Below are 22,087 nucleotides of genomic sequence, written 5' to 3'. Positions count from 1 at the left end.
ATTAATCTAATTTACACCTAAAAACATCAAAAAGTAAAACTTTATTTAAAAAGCATTATAAATTTTAACATTACTTTAAGTGGGGGGGGGTAAAATACCATTGTGATTTCTACAATAATTTAAGGAGTTAAAATGAAATTTTCAAAGATTGCATGTGTTGCACTTTTAAGTGCTAGTATATCTACGGTTGCGTTGGCTCAACCAAATCAAAATGTGGCAAATCTAATTAAGAACAAAGAGAGTGAATTAGTTAGAACAGCTGCTTATAATAAAATTCTTAAAGCCGTAAATGAGTTAGGTGGCATTTATAGTGATTTAAAAACTTGGACTGGAGAGAAGGGTAAGACTGACACTGATATAAATACAAAAATTTATAATGCCCTTAAAGTGATAAAAGATGAAAAAAGCAAAATTACAGAAAATGGCGATATTACACTAACAGGTAAAGATGCTTCAACATTAAAAATAACTTCAACAGGAAATATAAAATTACAAATACAACAAGGTGCTGATAACACAGCAGTTAACAATGGCGGTGGTGCAGAAATAACTATAGCTCTTGATGAGTTTAAAAATAGCGGCAACATTCATGATAAGATAAATGCTATGTTTGCAGAAAATAACAAAGATGTTTGGGAATCGTTTGTAGAACAATTTAAAGAAAAGCACAATGAAAAAAAAGAGGAAAGAGAGGGTGCAATAGATGCTAGTGTAGAAAACATTATAAAAGACTATAAGAAAATAGACGAAAAAGATGAAAAATACACAGCATTTGTCGAAAATAAAGATTTCATACTAAACAACATCCAAAATAACATAAAAAAAGAACAAGCTAATGTCACAGAAAAACAAAAAGAGCTAAATAAAGCAATAGCAGATGCGCCAAAAGACAAATTAACACTTAATGGCACAGACAAGGGGGCAATTAAAAAACAAGAAACTGATATAAAAGCACTTGCAAATAAATTAACCACAGCAAAAGGTAAAAACACTAATAGTGATGGTGATATTAAAGCAAAAGCCGACGCATTAATAGCTGCCATAGATGCAGGTGTAAAGCTACAAACTAAAGCAAACAATGGTAGAGCACTAACCAAAGAGGACATTAATGGAATAAAGAATGGCACTGCAAAGAAAGATGATTTTGACAATGGTGGTGCACAGAATTTATCAGATAATACGGAAAAAGCTAAAGTCCTAGATGCCCTTATAGGCAATGATAATAATAACGGCGCCCAAAAGGCAGTAGAAGCTGCAAAAATAGAAATAGAAAAAGTGACAAGAGCAGTAATAGGCGTAACAACGGCAGAGGCTGATCTTGCCTCAGTAAATAAACTTATGGCTAGCGCAAACAAAGTTATTGCAGAAGTCACTAGCAGTTCAGATATTGCAGGAGATAAACTAGGAGCTCTCAATAAAGCCATAACAGAGAAGAAACCTGACCAAATCGCAAAAGCCCAACAAGAACTAAAAAACGCAGCTAATGCTCGTGCAACAGGTGTAACAAAGGTTGCAAACCTAGAAGAGAAACAAGGTGAAGTATTAGGATCATTTACTGATACTGTCTTAGCAAATGATACTGTAAAATCTATAGTAACCTCATATAATGCAAAAGAACTTGCTGATACTGCAAAAGCACTAAACACATCAATAGAGCAAAGCCAACGATCACAGAACAAAGGTACATCTACTGATATCATAATGTTTAATACAGGACTTGCTACAAACACTCGCTTAGCAAAACTATCAAACCCATTTAATGCAGACCTAGCACTAGCACAAGCTATTAATGAGCTAGAAGGAGAAACATTTGCTGATGCTGGTGATAGTCTATCAAGTGTAATAAAAGAGTATACAAATAGATTTAACCATGATAATAACCTATGGGGTAATATCTTTGGTGGTAAAGGTAAAATAAAAGACTCTGCTAATCCAAGCATTTGGGGTGTAACACTAGGTTATGATAAAGCATTTGATAACACTATAGTTGGTGGATTTATCAACTATGCAAAAGTACAATCAAAAGATTCACAAGTAAGAAGTGAATCTGATAACTATAGCTTTGGTGTATATTCAAGAAGCTACTTTGATCAAAGCGAGATAGATGCTAAGATTGGATATGGATTTGGAAGAAATGAACTAAGCAGACATGCAATGGATTCTAAGATAGGTACTTCAACAGGAAAGTATGATAGTAAATTCTTTGATGTAGATGTTGAGTATGGTTATGTATTTGGTTTAGGTAATGCTATGTTTATTAAACCTATAGCAGGTCTATCATATACTCATATTAAACATGATGGCTTTACAGAAGATGGTAATGTTCCTGCTATATTTGGTAATACAACTCTAAAGACACTAAAAGCAAAACTTGGTAGTGAGTTTAGAGTATATACTGATAATGCAGGCTACTTTTATATAACTCCTGGTGTAGAAAGAGAACTTAGTAAGAGTGCAAATGACCTTAGTGTAAAATTTGTAGGTTCTAGTAAAGATGTAGTGTTTGATGCTGATAAGAAAAAGAATACATACATTACTCTTAAGACTGGTGCTGAGTTTAAGATTACAAACAATCTAAGCACAAACATTAACTTTGGTGCAAAAGCTAAAGCAAAAGAGCAATACTATAATGGAACACTTGGAGTTTCTTATAAATTCTAAGATACATACAATAAGTATGCATACAAACATACAATAAACATACATACATACTAAACAGCTAAGACTTAGGTCTTGGCTGTTTGATTATGGAACTTCGCCTAAATATACTATTTTGATCTTTACATAATAAGAAGTTTTTGACGATTCTACATATAGAACAGCTTAAGTAAAAGAGTTTGATGTAATATTAAATAAAAAATTACTTTTTGGAAATTATTTTTATTTAAAATTACATTAACATTTTATTTAGGAGGAACAGATGAAAAGTTTTAGATTATTATCGCTTGCGGCTGCAATGGCTCTTAGTCTAAATGCTAGTAGCATTGTTTTAAATGGAGAAAATATAACTCCGGCAGACATTGTAAAAATTTCAGATGGAGCAAAAGTTGAGCTTAGCGAGAAAGCCATTAAAAAAGCCCAAAAAGCTCATAATGTTTTGTTAAATGCAGCAAAAGATGGACAGAAAATTTATGGTTTAACTGTTGGTGTTGGCTTAAATAAAGATAAGAAATTTGTTGATGCAAAGGGCAATCTTGATGCCGAAGTCATAAAAGCTTCAACTGATTTTAACATTGGGCTTATTCATGCTCACTGCGGTGGTGTTGGCGAAGATATGCCACTTAAAACAGCTCGTGCCGTGCTTGCTACAAGGCTAAATAATATGCTTTTTGCAGGAGCTGGTGTGCAAACTGATGTTATAAATTTATATAAAGAATTCTTAAATCATGACATTATCCCAGCTATGCCAAGCACTGGCTCTATGGGCGAGGCTGATATTACAATACTTGGTCATGTGGGTCTTGCCATGATGGGCGAAGGTTATGTCTATTTTAAGGGCGAAAAAATGAATGCCCACGAGGCATTAAAACGTGCTGGACTTAAAAAACTCTCTCCATTTGGCAAAGATAGCCTAAGTATTCTTAGTTCAAACGCTTACTCGGCTGCACTTGCTAGTCTTGTGCTTGAAGATATGAAGCACTCGCTTGAAATATCAAAGCTAGTCTTTGCGTTAAGCATCGAAGCATTTAATGGCAATGTCGCTCCATTTTTAAAAGAAGCTAGTGATTTACGTCCATTTCCAACGTTTGTTCAGACAACAAAAGAGTTAAGAGAAATTCTAAAAGATAGTTACTTGTGGGATCAAAACGATGAACGAGCACTTCAAGATCCATTAAGTTACCGCGATGCATCATACTTTTTTGCAGCTATGCAAGGTAACATTGATGAACTTGAAAATTTAATGAAAATACAGTTAAACTCATCTGATGATAATCCAGGAATTTCATTGGCAAACAAGAGTGAAACTGATAAATTTCAAGAGAAAAAGCTATTTACAAAAGATGGAGCGGTCGTACCTACATCAAATTTTGAACCACTTTTATGGGTACTTGAGTTTGAAAAGGCTTCACTGACGATAGCTCATAACTCAAAAGCCAGCTCACTTCGCACGATTAAGCTTTCAAATGATAACTTTACACATCTAACAAGATTTTTAGGCACTGATAAAACAGTTCATGCTTTTGGTGCTATGCAAAAGCCTTTTGTTGCACTAGCTGGTGAAAATGAACATCTTGCAAATCCAGCATCACTAAACTACACACCAGTTGCTGGAGAGATTGAAGATGTAGCTACAAATGCACCTTATGTTATGCAAAAGCTTCAAAAACAGCTTGATAACTACTATCACATTTTGGGTATGGAGCTTATGCACGCAGCTCAAGCTATCGATCTAAGAATGCAAAAAAATCCAGAATTAAAACTATCAGCAAAAACGAAAAAACTATATGATGAATATCGTAAAATAGTCAAATTTGTGGAAGTTGATAGACCTTATACTGATGATTTTAGAAACTCGGCAAAATTCTTAAAAGCTTATAAATAAGGAAGAAAAATGAAAAAGAGTTTAGTTTTAATGGGGCTTCTTACTGGCTGTTTATTTGCAGACAGCCAAAGTCTTGAAGAAGCTTTTAAAAATGGCAAAGCTAGTGGAGATGTGTCTGCGTATTTTGAAAGTCGCCATATAAATAAAGGTCAAAAAAATACGTATTACAATAACACATCTTGGGCAGTTGGTTCGATTGGGTTAAATTATGAAACGGATTTTTATAAAAATTTTAAAGCAGTAGTTGGTTTTAGGGCAACAGCACCATTTTATGAAGGCGATAGGAATTTTAAAACATACAATGGAACGGGTGATTCAACAGAGAGAATTTATGAAGATGATAGATACCTTATCTCACAGCTCTATCTTGAATACAACGCCTATGATACGGTTGTAAAACTTGGTCGCCAACAAATGGTAACTGATTGGATTGGAAAGATTAACGATGGTGTTAGAATAACAAATAATTCTATTAAAAATTTAGAGATCGATGCACTTTGGACACGTGCAAAGGGTAGAGCCTACGCAAAAGAGATGTGGGGTTTTAGAAAGTTAAACGACAATGATGGTTTGTTTAGCCTTGGTGGGAAGTATAAATTTGAAAATGGAATTAGCACAAAGCTTTATGGTTTGTACTCAAATGACATTTTTTCGGCAGTTGGTGGCAAATTTATGTATGATGGAAAGGTTAGCGACAGCTTATCAGTTGGCACAACACTTCACTACGCACAAAGTAATGAAAAAGAAAAAAGCAAATTTCGCAATGTAGATGATGGTAAGTTGTTTGAAGCATTAGCTTATGTAACTCACAATGATACAACTTTTACGCTTGGTTATGTACAAACTGGCAAAAAGGCTGGTTGGGGTAGTATGAATCTTGATGGCGATCAGATTGTAATGTTTGAAGAGGGTGATGTAATGTATGAGCGTGATGTACATACTTATTATGGTATGCTCTCGACCATGATACAAAAGCTCTCGGCAACCTTTATTTACGGAACAACGCAGTATAGAACAATGAAAGATGAAACAAAATATCGCCAAAACGAAGTCAGTGCATGGCTTGGCTATCCTATAACAAACAATCTAAAGGCATTGTTTGCATATGATCAAGTCTTTAAGCCACAGCCGGGTTATCCAAGCTTAGTTCAAGTAAGTGCTGGACTAACTTATAGTTTTTAAGGAGATTTTATGAAGAGTAGAAGGGAATTTTTAAGCACTCTTGCTCTACTTACCCAAGCTGCAGCACTAACGCCTACAAGCGTCTTTGCTGATGGTGGAGTAAAATGGGATGAAGAGTGGGATGTGTTGGTTGTGGGTTCTGGCTTTGCAGGATCGGCTGCTACCTGTCAGGCACTAGAGGACGGTGCTAAAACACTTATGATAGATAAAATGCCAGTGCTTGGTGGCAACTCAGCTATAAATGGCGGTGCATTTGCGGTAGTAAATTCTAGCTTTCAAAAAGCTCGTGGTGTTGAGGACTCTTACGAGCTCTACGTTAAAGACATTTTAAAAGCTGGTATGGGCTTAAATCGTATGGACTTGGTGGAGGTTATTGCTAAAGGCGGTAATGAAGCGTATGAATGGACACTTAAAAAGGGCGTTTATTACCGTGATGCTTTAGGTCAATTTGGCGGTCATAGCGTACCTAGAACAATCTGGCCAGAGATTAACTCAGGTGGCAAGATCACTATACCACTTCAAGAATATGCCTTAAAACATGGTGCGACTATCCGCACAAGGGTTATACTAGATGATTTTATTCGTGATGAGAGCGGTAAAATAATAGGTGCAAAAGTCAGAGAGAACTATGACTTTGATTTTGATAAAAGCAAAGATGAGAGCGAAAATAAAAGTGGTGATGTTAAATTTTACAAGATCAATGGTGGCATAGTCATGGCGACCGGTGGTTTTGCATACGATATAAAATTTCGTCAAGAGATTGACAAGGCTCTAACTCCTGATCTTGACTGTACAAATCACTACGGAGCAACTGCACAAGCACTTAAAGTTATGATGAAAAATGGTGCTCAAACTGTTGATTTAAACTGGATTCAGCTTGGACCTTGGGGTAGCCCTGATGAGCTAGGCTTTGGTATCGCACCTGTGTTTGCTATACCTGCGTTTAGTTATGGCGTTATGGTTGATGCTAGAACTGGAAAACGCTTTGTAAATGAATTAGCAGACCGCCGTATCCGCTCAGATGCAATCTTTGCGATACATAAAAATCCTGATGGTTCTTTAACGCATCCAGTTGTGATTTGTGATAGTATTGGTGCACAAGGTACCACAAAAGCAAATGTCGAGCGTGGAATTCATAAAGGTGTTATTAAAGTTTTTGACAATATAGAAGAGTTGGCAAAATTTTATAACATACCTTATGATGGTCTAAGAAAGACTATCGATGACTATACTAAATACGCACGTGCTGGTAAAGATGAAGAATTTAATAAGCCATTTTTTAAATTTAAAGACATTGTGCCAGATCTTACTAAGCCACCATTTTATGCGTGGCGAGCCATACCAAAAGTACATCACACGATGGGTGGTGTAAAAATCGATACACAAGCTCGCGTATTTGACATAAACGATAAGCCGATTGAGGGACTATTTGCTGCTGGCGAGGCTGTTGGAGGACCACACGGGGCTAGTCGTCTTGGAAGCTGTGCGATACCTGATTGTATTGTATTTGGTCGAATTGCAGGCAAAAACGCAGCAATGTTGGCTAGAAAGGAGAAAAAATGCTAAAAATTTCAAAAATTTTTGCTATTTTATTACTTGCTTTTAGTATAAACTTGGTTGCAGATGATGCTAAATACAATAAGCAAAATTATCCGTTTGTGGCTCATGATAAGCTTCACTTTGATTGTAAAAATTGCCATAAAGAACAAAATCCAAACGAGTACAAAAAGTTAAGCACAAGTGAATGTTTAAGTTGTCATAAAAGCTATGAAAAACTAGCAGAGCAGAGCGGTCATTTGGGTTATGATGATAATGTTCATGCAAGTCCGCACTATCCAAACATGGACTGCAATCTTTGCCACAGCACTCACAAGCAATCTAAGAATTACTGTGTTATGTGTCATTCACAAGATAGTATGAAAAAACTTTTGGTGCCATAAAAAGGAGGATAAGATGAAAAATTTAGTTAAAATTTGCCTTCTTTTGGCATTTGCATTTGTTGTGTTTTTTGGTGGAAATGCACTGGTTCATTCGACTAGTGATGATAAATTTTGCACGATTTGTCACGAGTGGATGGATCCTATGGTAACAACGTATCATGGCAGTGTCCATGGCGGAGCTAATAAAAATGGCTTTAAGGCAAAATGTGTTGATTGTCACTTGCCACACGATAGTTATATAGGATATGTCTTTAAAAAAGCAGCCAACGGAGTTAGTGAAGTGGCATACATGCTCACAAACGATGCTAAAGACTATGACTGGCTAAATAACCGTAAAAATCGTGAGAAATTTGTATATGATAGTGGTTGTTTAAGCTGTCATGAAAGAATTTTAGATATAAATTCAAGTAATAAAAACATAGATGATATGCACGCACTCTATGTTAAATTTAAAGATGCGAGTGCGAATAAGCTAAGTTGTGTAAGTTGTCATAAAAATGTCGGACACAAAAACCTTGGTAAAACACTTTATGAGATAAAACATCCACCAGTTGGCAAGTGGTAAAGGAGATTAATGGTAGAAAATTTACACAACAACAAACTTTTTGTAATATTTTCTATCATTTTTCTATCGCTTATGGCGAGTAATTACGCCTTAAATCGCTCGTTTGTTAAAGAAATTTTGATAAACGAGCAACTAAGTATTTTAAAAAATTCGTCTGAGCGAGTGGAACGCTGGATTGAAAACAAAAAACGTAGCTTACAGGCCATAAATGTTTTGGCTGCCAAATTTAACCCTCAAATAGACGCAGTAACTATAAAAAATATTTTAACACAAAGTCTAGCTATAGCAAATTTCTCAAGCGTTTATGCGGGATACGAAAACGGGGAAACTATATCTAGTAGGGAATTTAATCGTCCTATCAACTACGATCCAAGACTTCGCCCATGGTATATTAATACGCTAAAGAACAAAGACATCTATGTAACTAAGCCATATATGGACGTAGGGTTAAAGGTACCAGTAATTTCTATCTGTGAACAAATAAAACATGATAATAAAACACGCGGTGTAATATGCGGGATACTTTCATTTAGTGATGTTAAAAATGAAATTTTAAATCTGCAACTAGAAAATGGTGGATATATATTTTTAATAGATGAGTCACAAAACATACTATTACATCCAAACGAGGGCTTTGAAGGTAATGTCCTGGAGCCAAAAATTGCCAACCTAAGCACGCAAAAAGCACTACACTATGATACTGCATGGCATATAACTACCACAATACCGCTTTCAAATTCTAAGTTAATCCTAGTTGCAACAACACTTAAAAAAGATATCTATAATAAGATAAATGAGCAGTTTTTACGAAATTTTGCTATTTATGCAATTAGTGCTTGTTTATTCATTTTTCTTGGATACTTTTACAATAAAAATATCCAGTCACAAAACCAACTTTTAAAAAAGACAAAACAAGAGTATGAAATTTTGCTTTTTTCGCAAACAAAAATGGCAGAACTTGGACAAATGATAGCCGCAATTTCACATCAGTGGATACAACCGCTAAATTCGCTTGGAATATTCCTTGGGAATTTAGTTCAGTTTAAAAAGTTAGGACGACTTAGCGATGATGTTTTTTACGATAATATAGATCGATCGCTTAAAAATATAGACTATATGACAAATACGATGAATATGTTTAAAAATTTTTATAAATTTGAGGAGAAGCCACAAAAATTTAGCATCAAAACCGCGATTGATGAGACAATATTTATACTTTTTTCGCAGCATTCAAGAATAAACATAAAAGTGCTTGCTAAAAAAGATACAAATTTTAATTGCAACAATTATATCAATGAGTTTAAACAAATCATTGCTTGCCTAATACAAAACTCAAAACAGGCATTAATCGAATATAGTGACGTAAGTAATCCAAAGATTATTGTATCTATAAAAGAGTGTAAACAATATTTTCAAATACGTATCATAGACAATGCTGATGGCATAAAAAGTGGTTTTGAAGATAAAATTTTTAAACCATTTTTAAGCACTAAAAATAGTAGTGGGCTTGGACTATATGTTTCAAAGCTCATCGCACAGAAAAAATGTGGTGGTGATTTAGAGCTTGTAAAAAGCGCAAAACCTACGATATTTTCACTTACTATCTTAAAGGATATAAATGCTTGATGTTAATGTTCTCTCAAAGCTTGCAAACGTTAGCGTACTTCTTGTTGAAGATGATGAAAATACACGCCTTGCTATCACTCAATCGCTTGAGTTTTACTGCAAAAAGCTAGTGAGTGCAAAGGATGGCTTAGAGGGCTTTGAGTGTTATTTTAAAGATGAGTTTGATATTGTAATAACTGATATAAATTTGCCAAATTTAAACGGACTTGAAATGCTTGATGAGATTAAAAAACGTGCTCCTCATGTTAGATCAATAATAATTACTTCTTATGATACCAGTGAAAATATACTTGCTAGTATTGAACTTGGGGCATATAATTATTTACGAAAGCCTTTTAAGATTGAAGAGTTGCAAACTACGATCATAATGGCAACTAAAAATTTGTATGAAAACCGAATAAAATTTAGGAATATTTATGAATATGATTTAGGGGAGAGGATGTTATATAAAGACGGAAAAGCTATAGTCCTAACAAAGATTGAAGCAAAGCTATTTTTTCTACTTGTTAGCAATCTTGACAAAGTCGTAAGTTATGAAGTGATTGAAAATTTCGTTTGGGGCGAAAAGAGCATGAGCAATGAGGCTTTAAGAATGGCAATCAAAAAGATACGACTAAAAACTGATCAAAATATTATTGAGAATATCTCTAGTGTAGGATATAAAATAGGCGAAGTTCCATAACCAAACAGCCAAGACCTAAGTCTTAGCTGTTTAGTATGTATGTATGTTTATTGTATGTTTGTATGCATACTTATTGTATGTATCTTAGAATTTATAAGAAACTCCAAGTGTTCCATTATAGTATTGCTCTTTTGCTTTAGCTTTTGCACCAAAGTTAATGTTTGTGCTTAGATTGTTTGTAATCTTAAACTCAGCACCAGTCTTAAGAGTAATGTATGTATTCTTTTTCTTATCAGCATCAAACACTACATCTTTACTAGAACCTACAAATTTTACACTAAGGTCATTTGCACTCTTACTAAGTTCTCTTTCTACACCAGGAGTTATATAAAAGTAGCCTGCATTATCAGTATATACTCTAAACTCACTACCAAGTTTTGCTTTTAGTGTCTTTAGAGTTGTATTACCAAATATAGCAGGAACATTACCATCTTCTGTAAAGCCATCATGTTTAATATGAGTATATGATAGACCTGCTATAGGTTTAATAAACATAGCATTACCTAAACCAAATACATAACCATACTCAACATCTACATCAAAGAATTTACTATCATACTTTCCTGTTGAAGTACCTATCTTAGAATCCATTGCATGTCTGCTTAGTTCATTTCTTCCAAAGCCATATCCAATCTTAGCATCTATCTCGCTTTGATCAAAGTAGCTTCTTGAATATACACCAAAGCTATAGTTATCAGATTCACTTCTTACTTGTGAATCTTTTGATTGTACTTTTGCATAGTTGATAAATCCACCAACTATAGTGTTATCAAATGCTTTATCATAACCTAGTGTTACACCCCAAATGCTTGGATTAGCAGAGTCTTTTATTTTACCTTTACCACCAAAGATATTACCCCATAGGTTATTATCATGGTTAAATCTATTTGTATACTCTTTTATTACACTTGATAGACTATCACCAGCATCAGCAAATGTTTCTCCTTCTAGCTCATTAATAGCTTGTGCTAGTGCTAGGTCTGCATTAAATGGGTTTGATAGTTTTGCTAAGCGAGTGTTTGTAGCAAGTCCTGTATTAAACATTATGATATCAGTAGATGTACCTTTGTTCTGTGATCGTTGGCTTTGCTCTATTGATGTGTTTAGTGCTTTTGCAGTATCAGCAAGTTCTTTTGCATTATATGAGGTTACTATAGATTTTACAGTATCATTTGCTAAGACAGTATCAGTAAATGATCCTAATACTTCACCTTGTTTCTCTTCTAGGTTTGCAACCTTTGTTACACCTGTTGCACGAGCATTAGCTGCGTTTTTTAGTTCTTGTTGGGCTTTTGCGATTTCATCACTAGGTTTTTTATCTTTTATAGCTGTATTTAGAGCCTTTGACTTAGCATTTGCGATGCCTTCGTCGCTGGTTGCTTTTGCGGATTCGCTTGCATACTTAGCTATAACTCCTTTTGCCTCTTGAATTGCAATTTCTGCTTCTTCTACTTTTTCTGCTTCTATTTTATCTGAGATTTTTTCTAATTCTTTTTTTGCTTCATTTGTTATATGAGCAGCACCCGTTTTTTGTGCAATATCGCCTAAAAGTGCATCTAGAACTTTTCCTTTATTTTCATCTCCTGTTAAATCTTTTACATTGCCGTTATCAAATTCGTTTAATTTTAAATGACTATTACCATTATAAATTGCGTCAATGTCTGCTATTGTTAGATCTCTACCATCTACAGTTTTAGTTTGTAGTTTTACACCTTCCTTTATAGCTGCTTTTAGTGCGGTTGCTTTTTCTATGTTGCCTTCTTGGTTTTTAGGTTTTTGTTTTGCCGTGTTTATCTGATTAAGTATATCTGATACACGCTTTTCTTGCTCTCCTATCTTTTTAATGTCTTTACTTAGCAGAGTTACTACTTTGGTATCCACATTTTTTATGGTTTGATTAACTGCCTTCATAGCTTTTTCAAGTGTCTCTTGACTATCTTGTAAATTTTTATTAGCAGCATTTTCTACAAGACTTCTGTTTGCAATAAATAGTGAATATCTATCATCAGGCTTGGTTACTTGATCAGCAGAACTATCTCGCACAACTCTTAATGCTGCTTGATCTATAGCTTTAAGTCTAAGCTCTTGCTCTTTTTGATGTTGTGTTTTAAATTCTTTTAAAAATGCCTTCCAAACATCTTCGTTGTTTTCTGCAAACATCTTTTGTATGTTGTCTTTATTGGTGTTTGCAAAAGTTTCAAGACTAATAACTAATGGGTCATTGTCGCCACCACTACCTTTAACCTGTGTGTTTTCATTACCATTTATAAATACTTTTATATCTCCATTTTGAGAGATTATAAGTGTTGAAGTGTCACTTGTTACTTTAAGTTCCTTTTGAGTATTTTTGATACTTTTTGTTGCTGTTTGTATTTTTTCTAATTCACCATAAATTTTTGCATTTATATCGGCATTAGTGCCCTTTTCTCCGCTCCAATCCTTTAGATTATTGTAACCTATACTTTTTAGCTCGCTTATAGCTTTGATAATTGTATCATAAGCAGCCGTTCTAGTTGCTTCATCTTTTTTATATTCTTCTAAAAGCTCTAGTTTTGTTTGTCTTGGTTGCTGCTGTTGAGCCAACGCAACCGTAGATATACTAGCACTTAAAAGTGCAACACACGCAATCTTTGAAAATTTCATCTTTAACTCCTTAAATTATTATAGAAATCACAATGATATTTTACCCCCCCCCACTTAAAGCAACTTGAAAAGTGAAATTTGATGATGTTTTTACAAAATTATGGGCTATAAAACATATATAAATGGCGCAAATATAATTGAATTTGTTAAAATCTAGTTTCTTTTTTAACTTGATCTGCTCTTTTATAAGCCCAAGTAGTGCATTGCTCAAGTTCTATGCACCAATTTCTCTACGTCTGAATTTTCTAGTTTGAATTGTAAATTTTTACCATACTTTATCATATTCAATGGCAAACATAGAGGGGTTGAAGTCAGCTACAAAATGAATAATTAAGCTTTTGATTTCAATGCTTATTTTATATCTGATTTATATAAATTATAGTATCATACTCCTAAATATTAAAGGATTAAAGATGTATATCAAACGAGCTATAGCAAATGATATAAAAGAGTATATGCAAAATTTTCCTGTGCTGTTAATAAGCGGTGCAAGGCAAGTTGGTAAATCAACTTTGGCATTAAATTTAGACATACCAAATTACATAACTCTCGATGATATAAGCATTTACGAAGCAGCAAAAAACGATTCAAAAAGTTTCATTAAATACGCCAAAAAGCCAATCATAATTGACGAAATCCAAAGGGTGCCGATGCTGCTTGTGGCAATCAAGGAGTTTGTGGATAAAAACAGAATTAATGGGCAGTTTATCCTTACTGGCTCAGCAAATTTAAAAGGCTTTAAAGAAATCTCTGACTCTCTTGCTGGTAGGATCGGTATAGTCGAGCTTTACGGCTTTTCGCAAAAGGAATTGAGCGGTAAAGATGAAAATTTGATCGCTTTGCTAAATAGCGATTTAAACAAATTTGTTATGCAAACTTATGAGGATAAAAATTTGGCACAAAAGATCATAGATGGCGGCTATCCAGAGATTGCTAAAATCACTTCGCAAAAGGCGAAATATCTGTGGTTTAGCTCATATATTAGAACCTATATCGAGTCAGATGCCAAGGAGCTTGGCAACATCAGAAATATGGATAAATTTATCACAATGTACCGCCTTTGTATGTTGCGAAGTGCGAATATCTTTAACAAAAATGAGCTTTGCACGGAGGCTGGGCTTGATAATAAAACCTTTGATAGCTATTTTAGCGTCCTAGAGCACACATATCAACTTTGTAAGCTTGCGCCATATTTTAACAACTCTCTAAAAAGGCTCGTAAAAACTCCTAAAATTTTTGCTACAGACACTGGCATACTGACTCATCTGCTGCAGATAACATCACCAGATGAGCTTAATGCTTCAAGTTTTAAAGGTGCGATTTATGAGACATTTGTATTTGATGAGCTGTTAAGAGCAAATGCAAGCTGCGAGAAACCAGCTGGGATTTATTACTACCGCACGAGCGATCAAAAGGAGATTGATTTTATCCTTGAAATTTCAGGCAAAGTCATTGCTATTGAAGTAAAATCATCAAAAACAATAAGCAAGGATAGCTTTAAACACATCTATCATCTAAAGCAAAATTTGCAAGGCAAATTTGACAAAGGTGTCGTATTTTACACTGGAGATAGTGTGCTAAAAATAGATAATGATATGTTTGCTCTGCCGTTTGGATGGATGGAGTAAACAAGAGCATAAACAGTCCGCCAAAAATGAGCTTGCAAAACAACCTAAAAGCGTAAGCAAGACATCACATTGGCTCAGCTGGCTAACAAAAAAGATAGCTTTTATAGCTAAAAACAGGATTAAATACAAATATGTAGCATTAAGACATATTATGTCCATATTATAAATTGTTGATGTTGTTGAAGCCATGTATGTGAAAAATACTCTATGTTTCGATATAATTCTTAATAAAGGAACCAATATGAACAATGAGCAATATAATATTTTTTTACAAGAATCTCTCCAAAATATCAGAAAAGCAGAAAATGAAAATTTTTTAACAATTTTTGCTGGCGCTGGTGTAAGTGTGGCATCTGGTGCGCCTACGGCTGATGGATTGGAAAAAAATATAAGGAAAAGATTGAATAAATTAGAAGAGGTTAATGAAGAAGATTTGTTGAAATTAATTGAAAATTCTTTTAATCAGTATATAAAATCTACTACAGAAAACCCAACTAATATCTCAATATTTGATAATATCAGGGAAAAATTAAAAAAATTCAATAAAACAAAAGAAACAGACCTTTTAAAATTGGCCGAAATATTTTATAACCAATACGGTGAAAATATATACTATGAAGCATTGATGGAATTAATACCGGTCAAACTAAAAGCAAATGAAATTCATAGAAAGATTGTTAATCTAAATTTACGTAATTTAATCACTACAAATTGGGATAGCATGTTTGAAGAGAGCATTGCTGATGAAGGTGTATTTTTTGATACTATTGCGTGTGATAAAGACATGGGATGTGGTAGTGGCTTTGCCAAATTTATAAAAATGCATGGAGATTTTAATAATAAAAATATAGTTTTAAAGGAAAGTGATTATTTGTTATATGATGAAAAATTTCCACTGATTTACAACTATATAAAAAGTATATTTTCAACAAATGTAGTTGTAATGTTGGGGTATTCATTGAGTGATTACAATGTACGCCAAATCATATCTTGGGTAAATTCCAAAGCCGCAAATATTAAACCTATATATTTTATAAAAACAGGCTGCAAATTTGATTATCAAGAATTTGAATATTATAAAAATAAAAATATATTTATTTTATATTATACGGATATTTCATCCAGTGCCAATACTTTATTTAATGAAGAAAAAAGTAAGCAACTATACTCATTTTTAGAGCTTATTAAAAATAAAGAAAATAACTTCGCAGAGACTATTAAAGAGTTGATTGGCATTTTTGATGACTATAAGTATATATTGCCTAATGAATTTGTTAATATAATGCGTAATGCTTTTGGATTATATAAGAGTAAAGAAATTTGCTATGATCAACAAAACAATGAAATAGTTATAAATAGCGACAAAATAGATATCAATAACTTCAAAGAATTTACTAAAGAAGCAATAAAAGTATTGAATGGAACGAGACTAAAAATATGTAAAACGTCAGAGTCGAAAGGAGAATATAAAGCAATCCACAATCACCTATTCGCATTTGACTATAAAGCCTTAGAAAATGAAATCACTAAAATTTCATTTGATGATAATATGAGTGATGAAAAAGAGCTTAGAAAAGCTTTTTTGCTTTATCAAAATGGTCAATTTGAGGAGTACTATAGTACTTTAAAGAAAGTATCAAAAAATGCATTTAAAAATAAAAACTATAAAGTTTGGTTTATTAGTGAATTTAATAAAACAAAATGTGTATTTAATTATACGGATTCTAAGGAAAGAGACCAACTTATAGAAAGTTATCTTGAGGAAGCAAGGAAAATAGATCTACAAGAGTCCATATTAAAAATACCAAAAAGCCATAGGATAGTTTTAAGTCCTCTAGTAAATTTGGATGCAACTTTGAATAAGATGCTAATAGATATTAAAAATGTGGAAATGAAAATTTTAAATGATTATTTTTTATATGAAAAAGGCGGCTCATCCTTGAACAATGAAATAGAAATAACGCCAACATTATTGTATCAAATAGATACACTTATAAATAGCTATAGCTTAACAATTGAATTTTCTAATACTGTCAAGGAAGTATATAAAAGTGCAGTAAACACACTTCTTGTATATTTTGGAATAGGATTAATATATCTTAAGAATAAAGAAAAATATCAAAATAATTTGTATCTTATGCACCCTTCAATAAATTTTATTAAAGATGACAATATAGATTTAGTAAACAATAATTTTTTAGGGAATTTAATATATCTTAGAGCTATTAGATATTTCAAAAGTAATGAATTAAAAAATATTTTAAATAGATATTTTGGCAATAATATGTTTTTAATCGATAATCTAGATAATAATAACAAAAATATTATCTTGCAAATATTTGATAATATTATAGATAGATTGGATGGCAAAATAGCATTCAATAACGATACTGAGTTTTTAAATAACTTTCTGATTATGTCTTCAAAAATTAAAGTTTGCAAAGATACGTTTAAAGGAATTATTGATAGATTTAATGATATGTTAAGGAGTGGCATCTTAACACTAAATGAATATGAGTCTATGAATATGTTTGTTGTCAATCAATATTATTTAAATAAAGAAAATATTGATGTAGAAAATTTACAAGATACTATATATTCATGGATAGAGTTATTTATGTTCGGCAAACTCAACTATCACAATTTTTCAGCACCAGATAATTCTCAATTGTTTACTAAGATGTTTAGTATACTAATAAATCAAGATAAAAAATTTGATAATATACATAAAATAAAAAATTTTATAAGTAGTCTAAAACAATATCACATAGAAGAACAAATTTTAATTACATCTTCGTTTTTAATAAGATTTTATCCAATATCAACGGAAGATATACAAAAACTAATAATAGAATATTCAAAAGAACTTCTTGATGCAAATACAAAAATAAGCAAATATACGTTAGAGCTGAAATTTATTTTATTTGCAAATAGTATTATGCCGGAATTAAAAAAAGAGCTAATAAATGACATAGAGACAATAAAAAGAGATAATCAATATATTGCTTTAATAAGCGCAGCCGAAGATATAGAGAAATTGCTTAATGAAAAAAGTAAGGAAGCAACAAATGAACAAAATGGCAAATGATGCAACAAAGCAAGTTGGCGGATTTTTATTCCAATTTTGTGTAGCACTTCAAAAATGCTTTGAGATGACTGATGGGGAAAGTGTATATATAGAAAAATATGGCGATGTTACTATTTTTAGTGATGAAAATATAACACAAATAGAGATTAAAGACTATAGTAGTAGTCTAACAGACCTTGATCATAATTTTTGGAAAACGCTACAAAATTGGATGAAAAATAGAGAAATTACAAGCTATAAAAATCTTATTTTGCTAACTACGCAAGATATGTCAAGTAATACATACCTAAATGGATGGAACGATAAGAGCAATAATGAAAAGTATAATATACTTCAACTAATCTATGATAATTTTATATCAAAGCAAAACCAATCTAGTACCACAAAAGAACTTTTAAACTACGTAATGGATGAGTCAAGAAAAGAGCTACTGCTGGATTTACTATCAAAATTTGTGATAATTAATTCATATGAAAAGTCTGATAAGATATATAAAAAACTATTGGATACGGCGGCGTATCCAATAGCACATTCTGAAAAAGAGGACTTTATAAATGCCTTGCTTGGATATATATTAGAACCATCAAAAGTATTAAATCAATGGGTTATAAAATATGATGATTTTCAAAAAAGAGCAAAAAATATAGCAAATAATATGATGGCTAAAGATATTACTTTTCCAAACATAAAAATAGATAGGCAAAAAATAGACAATTTAGAGTATGATAGTCATACTTTTATTAAAAAAATTGAAGACATAGAATACTATGATGTAAAAATTGATGCTATACACGATTTTTTATATTCAACAAAATTAATTAGCGATGAACTTGCTAAATATGCATTTGAGCCTTCGGATTATGAAAAATATCAAAGCGATATATATGAAGTATACAAGGCACAACATAGAAAGGCTAGTAGAAATTGCGATCAGTTGCGTATAACTAAAGATTCTCAGGATTTTTATGATGATATAATGGCTATGAATTCTCCAAATTTTTTAAATTTTAGAGATACGACAATTAGCTTTAAAAACGGAATGGTTCATCAAATGGCAGATGATGATAGTAACAAAAATGATAAAAAGATTGTTTGGAAGCTAAAATGAGCACTTTTATAGATAGTATTTATAGACTAAATAATAACTCTTTTATATTTACACCGCTTATTGTATCTTTTTATGAAAAATTACCGCAAACTCCTAAAAATATACTTTTAGCATATCTTGTCCTACCACTTGTTCTAAATGATATTAGTAGAAAAAATATAAAAAATTCCAAAAAAAGCAGTACTATATATACTTTTGCAAATACAAGAGATAAGGACAAGAGAAAAAATCTATTTGGACTTACCATACGAGTTAAAAGGTACAAGGATTTAACCAATTCTTGCATACAGTATGCTATAGATAACGGAATGCTACTTATAGAAAGTGATTTGTCTGTCAAATTTATAAAACCAAGCAAAAGCATACATAATAATTTAAAGGATGCACATAATGCTTGCTGCAAACTGCATAATATTTTTAAAGATTTAGACATTGTTACCATATATAAAATGCTAGGAGTTAATGAACTATGAGAGGATATGTAAAATATATAGGGATTGTAGATAAAGATGAAAGCTTGCACTATCTTGAATTTGCTGAAGGAGTAAATATCATAACAGGCAAATCATCTTCTGGCAAAAGTGCGATTATCTCTATATTTGACTACTGTTTTGGAGGTAGTGAGTCTGCAATACCTTATGGAGTTATAACTGAAAGAGCAGATATTTATTTTTTAGTTTTAAAAATAAAAGATAATTACTTAATAACCGCTAGAAAACCGGCAGACAACAGGGCGTTTTTAAAAAATACATCCGAATCCATAGATATAAAATCTATTAATGCTAAATTTTTTGATAATAAATATTTTATGTCTTTAAACGATTTTAAGGACAATCTCGGAAAATATTTTGGACTTAATATAGATGATACAGACGAAGGCTTAATGTCAAAGGATATCCGTGGAAGAAAAAAAGAAAAACCTTCCATTAGAAATATTGTTTCTTTCCTATTACAACAACAAAATTTAATAGCCAATAATCATTCATTGTTTTATAGATTTGACGAAAAAGAAAAAAGAGAACAGACTATAGAGCAGTTTAAAATATTTGCAGGTTTTGTCAATCAAGATTACTTTATAATAAAACAAAAACTATCAGAAGCACAAAGAGAACTCAAAGTGTTACAAGGCAAACAACCTCAGATAGCGGAGCAAAATAGTAAAAACACAGATGCTATAGAAAGACTATTAAAAGAGTATTTTATATTAACAAATCACCATTTATTACAAGATAGTGCTGTTGATATATTAAAAGATCCGGCAAACACATTAGATAGACTAAACAACGTAAGTATAATTGTTGACTATGAGTCGAACACTAGCATAGAAGAGTTGAATGGACTTGAAAGCGAAATCAATAAACTGTATGCAGATAAAAGATTGTTGCAATCTAGGCTAAAGGATATAAATTCTTCTACTACTAACACGAAAGAATATTTTAATACTATACAGGAGTTATCAAACTACAATGCTGTGTCTATAAAAATATCTAAATGCCCATTTTGTCATACATATAACGATAATATTTATAAAGAATCAAACGAGCTAATTGATGCAATAGAGTGGTTAAATACGGAGCTTGCAAAATCTACATACTTAATAAGCTCATTTATATCAGACAAGAAAGACATTGAAGATAGTATAAATAAAATAGATATTGAAATAAAAAGCAGAAAATCAAGAGTTAAAAGCATTAAAGACATATCTTTAAATTTGGCTAGAAATAGAAGCCTGCAAGAACAAGCGCTTAAAATAAAACTAAAACTAGAAGCCACGCTAGAGAACATATTAAACCAAATCACTTTTGATATAGATAAGCAGATACAAGATATCAAAAATAGAATTAGCGAACTTGAAAAAATATTACTAACAAACTTTAATGTAGAAAAAAATATGAGAGAAGCTACGCAATTTATAGAAAAAACAATGAATGAAATTGGCTCTAAATTCGATTTTGAAGAATCTTATAAACCCATAAACCTAAAATTTTCTCTAGAAAATTTTGAGCTTTGGCACGAACGAAATCATAACAAGGTTTATTTACGTTCTATGGGAAGTGGTGCAAATTGGCTATATAGTCATATTACATTATTTTTATCTATGCATAAGTATTTTTGTAGCCTAGGGGATAAATCAATAGTTCCTCCCATTTTATTTTTAGATCAGCCAAGCCAAGTTTATTTTCCCGCAAAAGATATTGACACCGACTTTGATGCCAAAAAGGTTGGCAACGGAGAAAAGAAAGATAGTGTGGATGAGGACTTAAGAGCCGTGACTAATTTATTTGATCAACTTGTTGATTTTTGTAAAAATACATACGAGCAAACCGGCATAAATCCACAAATTATCATAATGGAACATGCAGACAAATTAATACTTAGTAATGCAAATTTTGAAGATTTGGTTAATGGCAGAAGATGGCGCAACAAAGGGTTTATTAATTAATGCAATTTTATTACTATAAAAAGTTTAATTTATATATTAAATTCAACAAATAAAATCTAAAATTGCAAAATGCATATATCAATCTAAATAAAAGAATAGATAAATTTGACAATATTTTTCAACGAATAATAAAACTATCTAAGAAAAATATTAGAGCAACGTGGTGTAGGTAAAAAGTCCCGTCTTTACGGCCACATCTCTTTATGAGTTTGCGCTAGACTTTGAGCATTTAATAGATGAGATACATAAAATAAAAAGTGCTCATCTCATATAAAACCATAATAGATCAAACTTGGAACTTGATATAAATGGAGCCGATCTAAGTAGAAGGGTAGTAAAATATCATCTAAACACCATGTCTTTTAGAGAGTTTTTAAATTTAAATCTAAAAAACAAATATCAAAGATATGTCCTAGATGAAATTTTAACAAATTTTCAAATACAGCCTTAAATGTATCCGCTCCACTCTCTTTTATATATTCTCCGCTTACTATCGTTTTTTAAGCTCATTTCGCTTCCCTATAGCTTTCATTTATTATGGGTCTTTAAATTTATAGATGAAAATTTTTGAACCATTTGGCATTATTTTATAAGCAAGGTATCGCTATCACTTACAAAATACACCCTGACTTTTGGCTT

14 protein-coding genes are annotated in these 22,087 nt (G+C 32.1%); 13 read left to right on the top strand and 1 reads right to left on the bottom strand.

Annotation, left to right across the window (positions count from 1 at the left end):
* Positions 1 to 132 precede the first annotated feature (132 nt).
* The 8 genes from CMCT_RS01450 (at position 133) to CMCT_RS01415 (ending at position 10,538) form a co-directional block, all read left to right on the top strand.
* Entirely contained in the window at positions 133 to 2,661 is a 2,529-nt protein-coding gene (locus CMCT_RS01450; protein WP_176324981.1) for an autotransporter outer membrane beta-barrel domain-containing protein, read from the top strand.
* Between the two features lie 259 nt (positions 2,662 to 2,920).
* Positions 2,921 to 4,543, top strand: a complete 1,623-nt coding sequence (locus CMCT_RS01445; protein WP_034970562.1) for an HAL/PAL/TAL family ammonia-lyase — start codon at positions 2,921 to 2,923, stop codon at positions 4,541 to 4,543.
* 9 nt (positions 4,544 to 4,552) lie between these two features.
* Positions 4,553 to 5,725, top strand: a complete 1,173-nt coding sequence (locus tag CMCT_RS01440; RefSeq protein ID WP_034970564.1) for an Opr family porin — start codon at positions 4,553 to 4,555, stop codon at positions 5,723 to 5,725.
* A gap of 9 nt (positions 5,726 to 5,734) precedes the next feature.
* Entirely contained in the window at positions 5,735 to 7,291 is a 1,557-nt protein-coding gene (locus CMCT_RS01435) for a flavocytochrome c (RefSeq protein ID WP_169753583.1), read from the top strand.
* Complete coding sequence (locus CMCT_RS01430) at positions 7,285 to 7,665, top strand: cytochrome c3 family protein (protein WP_034970567.1); 381 nt, start codon at positions 7,285 to 7,287, stop codon at positions 7,663 to 7,665. Before CMCT_RS01435 ends, CMCT_RS01430 begins: the two co-directional genes overlap by 7 nt.
* A gap of 13 nt (positions 7,666 to 7,678) precedes the next feature.
* Entirely contained in the window at positions 7,679 to 8,230 is a 552-nt protein-coding gene (locus CMCT_RS01425; RefSeq protein WP_034970570.1) for a cytochrome c3 family protein, read from the top strand.
* A 9-nt stretch (positions 8,231 to 8,239) separates the two neighbouring features.
* Complete coding sequence (locus CMCT_RS01420; RefSeq protein WP_034970573.1) at positions 8,240 to 9,856, top strand: sensor histidine kinase; 1,617 nt, start codon at positions 8,240 to 8,242, stop codon at positions 9,854 to 9,856.
* A complete protein-coding gene (locus CMCT_RS01415; protein WP_176324980.1) occupies positions 9,849 to 10,538 on the top strand; it encodes a response regulator transcription factor in 690 nt (229 codons plus the stop codon). The genes CMCT_RS01420 and CMCT_RS01415 overlap by 8 nt, the downstream gene beginning before the upstream one ends.
* Before the next feature lie 84 nt (positions 10,539 to 10,622).
* Here CMCT_RS01415 and CMCT_RS01410 read toward each other — a convergent pair whose 3' ends face one another.
* Complete coding sequence (locus CMCT_RS01410; protein WP_176324979.1) at positions 10,623 to 13,181, bottom strand: autotransporter domain-containing protein; 2,559 nt, start codon at positions 13,179 to 13,181, stop codon at positions 10,623 to 10,625.
* A 413-nt stretch (positions 13,182 to 13,594) separates the two neighbouring features.
* Between CMCT_RS01410 and CMCT_RS01405 the strand changes: the two genes are divergently transcribed.
* The 5 genes from CMCT_RS01405 to CMCT_RS01385 all read left to right on the top strand — a co-directional run bounded on the left by CMCT_RS01405 (position 13,595) and on the right by CMCT_RS01385 (position 21,448).
* On the top strand, positions 13,595 to 14,809 hold the full coding sequence (locus CMCT_RS01405; protein ID WP_034969111.1) for an ATP-binding protein: 1,215 nt from the start codon (positions 13,595 to 13,597) through the stop codon (positions 14,807 to 14,809).
* 241 nt (positions 14,810 to 15,050) lie between these two features.
* Positions 15,051 to 17,897, top strand: coding sequence for an SIR2 family protein (locus tag CMCT_RS01400; protein ID WP_051654895.1), 2,847 nt, complete (start codon positions 15,051 to 15,053; stop codon positions 17,895 to 17,897).
* Entirely contained in the window at positions 17,878 to 19,005 is a 1,128-nt protein-coding gene (locus CMCT_RS01395) for a hypothetical protein (RefSeq protein WP_034969109.1), read from the top strand. Before CMCT_RS01400 ends, CMCT_RS01395 begins: the two co-directional genes overlap by 20 nt.
* Positions 19,002 to 19,478, top strand: coding sequence for a three component ABC system middle component (locus tag CMCT_RS01390; protein WP_051654894.1), 477 nt, complete (start codon positions 19,002 to 19,004; stop codon positions 19,476 to 19,478). The genes CMCT_RS01395 and CMCT_RS01390 overlap by 4 nt, the downstream gene beginning before the upstream one ends.
* Positions 19,475 to 21,448: a DUF3732 domain-containing protein gene (locus CMCT_RS01385; protein WP_051654893.1), complete on the top strand. Its 1,974-nt coding sequence runs from the start codon at positions 19,475 to 19,477 to the stop codon at positions 21,446 to 21,448. The genes CMCT_RS01390 and CMCT_RS01385 overlap by 4 nt, the downstream gene beginning before the upstream one ends.
* The last annotated feature ends 639 nt before the right edge of the window (positions 21,449 to 22,087 follow it).

This window comes from Campylobacter mucosalis, assembly GCF_013372205.1.
Lineage (GTDB): Bacteria > Campylobacterota > Campylobacteria > Campylobacterales > Campylobacteraceae > Campylobacter_A > Campylobacter_A mucosalis.
This window is presented reverse-complemented; position numbering and strand designations above follow the sequence as displayed.

Bases quoted from the DNA above. Each gene is read 5' to 3' on its own strand.
- CMCT_RS01440 (WP_034970564.1), top strand. From the start codon at position 4,553: ATGAAAAAGAGTTTAGTTTTAATGGGGCTTCTTACTGGCTGTTTATTT.
- CMCT_RS01410 (WP_176324979.1), bottom strand. From the start codon at position 13,181: ATGAAATTTTCAAAGATTGCGTGTGTTGCACTTTTAAGTGCTAGTATA.
- CMCT_RS01430 (WP_034970567.1), top strand. From the start codon at position 7,285: ATGCTAAAAATTTCAAAAATTTTTGCTATTTTATTACTTGCTTTTAGT.
- CMCT_RS01445 (WP_034970562.1), top strand. From the start codon at position 2,921: ATGAAAAGTTTTAGATTATTATCGCTTGCGGCTGCAATGGCTCTTAGT.
- CMCT_RS01425 (WP_034970570.1), top strand. From the start codon at position 7,679: ATGAAAAATTTAGTTAAAATTTGCCTTCTTTTGGCATTTGCATTTGTT.
- CMCT_RS01385 (WP_051654893.1), top strand. From the start codon at position 19,475: ATGAGAGGATATGTAAAATATATAGGGATTGTAGATAAAGATGAAAGC.
- CMCT_RS01405 (WP_034969111.1), top strand. From the start codon at position 13,595: ATGTATATCAAACGAGCTATAGCAAATGATATAAAAGAGTATATGCAA.
- CMCT_RS01450 (WP_176324981.1), top strand. From the start codon at position 133: ATGAAATTTTCAAAGATTGCATGTGTTGCACTTTTAAGTGCTAGTATA.
- CMCT_RS01395 (WP_034969109.1), top strand. From the start codon at position 17,878: ATGAACAAAATGGCAAATGATGCAACAAAGCAAGTTGGCGGATTTTTA.
- CMCT_RS01400 (WP_051654895.1), top strand. From the start codon at position 15,051: ATGAACAATGAGCAATATAATATTTTTTTACAAGAATCTCTCCAAAAT.
- CMCT_RS01420 (WP_034970573.1), top strand. From the start codon at position 8,240: ATGGTAGAAAATTTACACAACAACAAACTTTTTGTAATATTTTCTATC.
- CMCT_RS01390 (WP_051654894.1), top strand. From the start codon at position 19,002: ATGAGCACTTTTATAGATAGTATTTATAGACTAAATAATAACTCTTTT.
- CMCT_RS01415 (WP_176324980.1), top strand. From the start codon at position 9,849: ATGCTTGATGTTAATGTTCTCTCAAAGCTTGCAAACGTTAGCGTACTT.
- CMCT_RS01435 (WP_169753583.1), top strand. From the start codon at position 5,735: ATGAAGAGTAGAAGGGAATTTTTAAGCACTCTTGCTCTACTTACCCAA.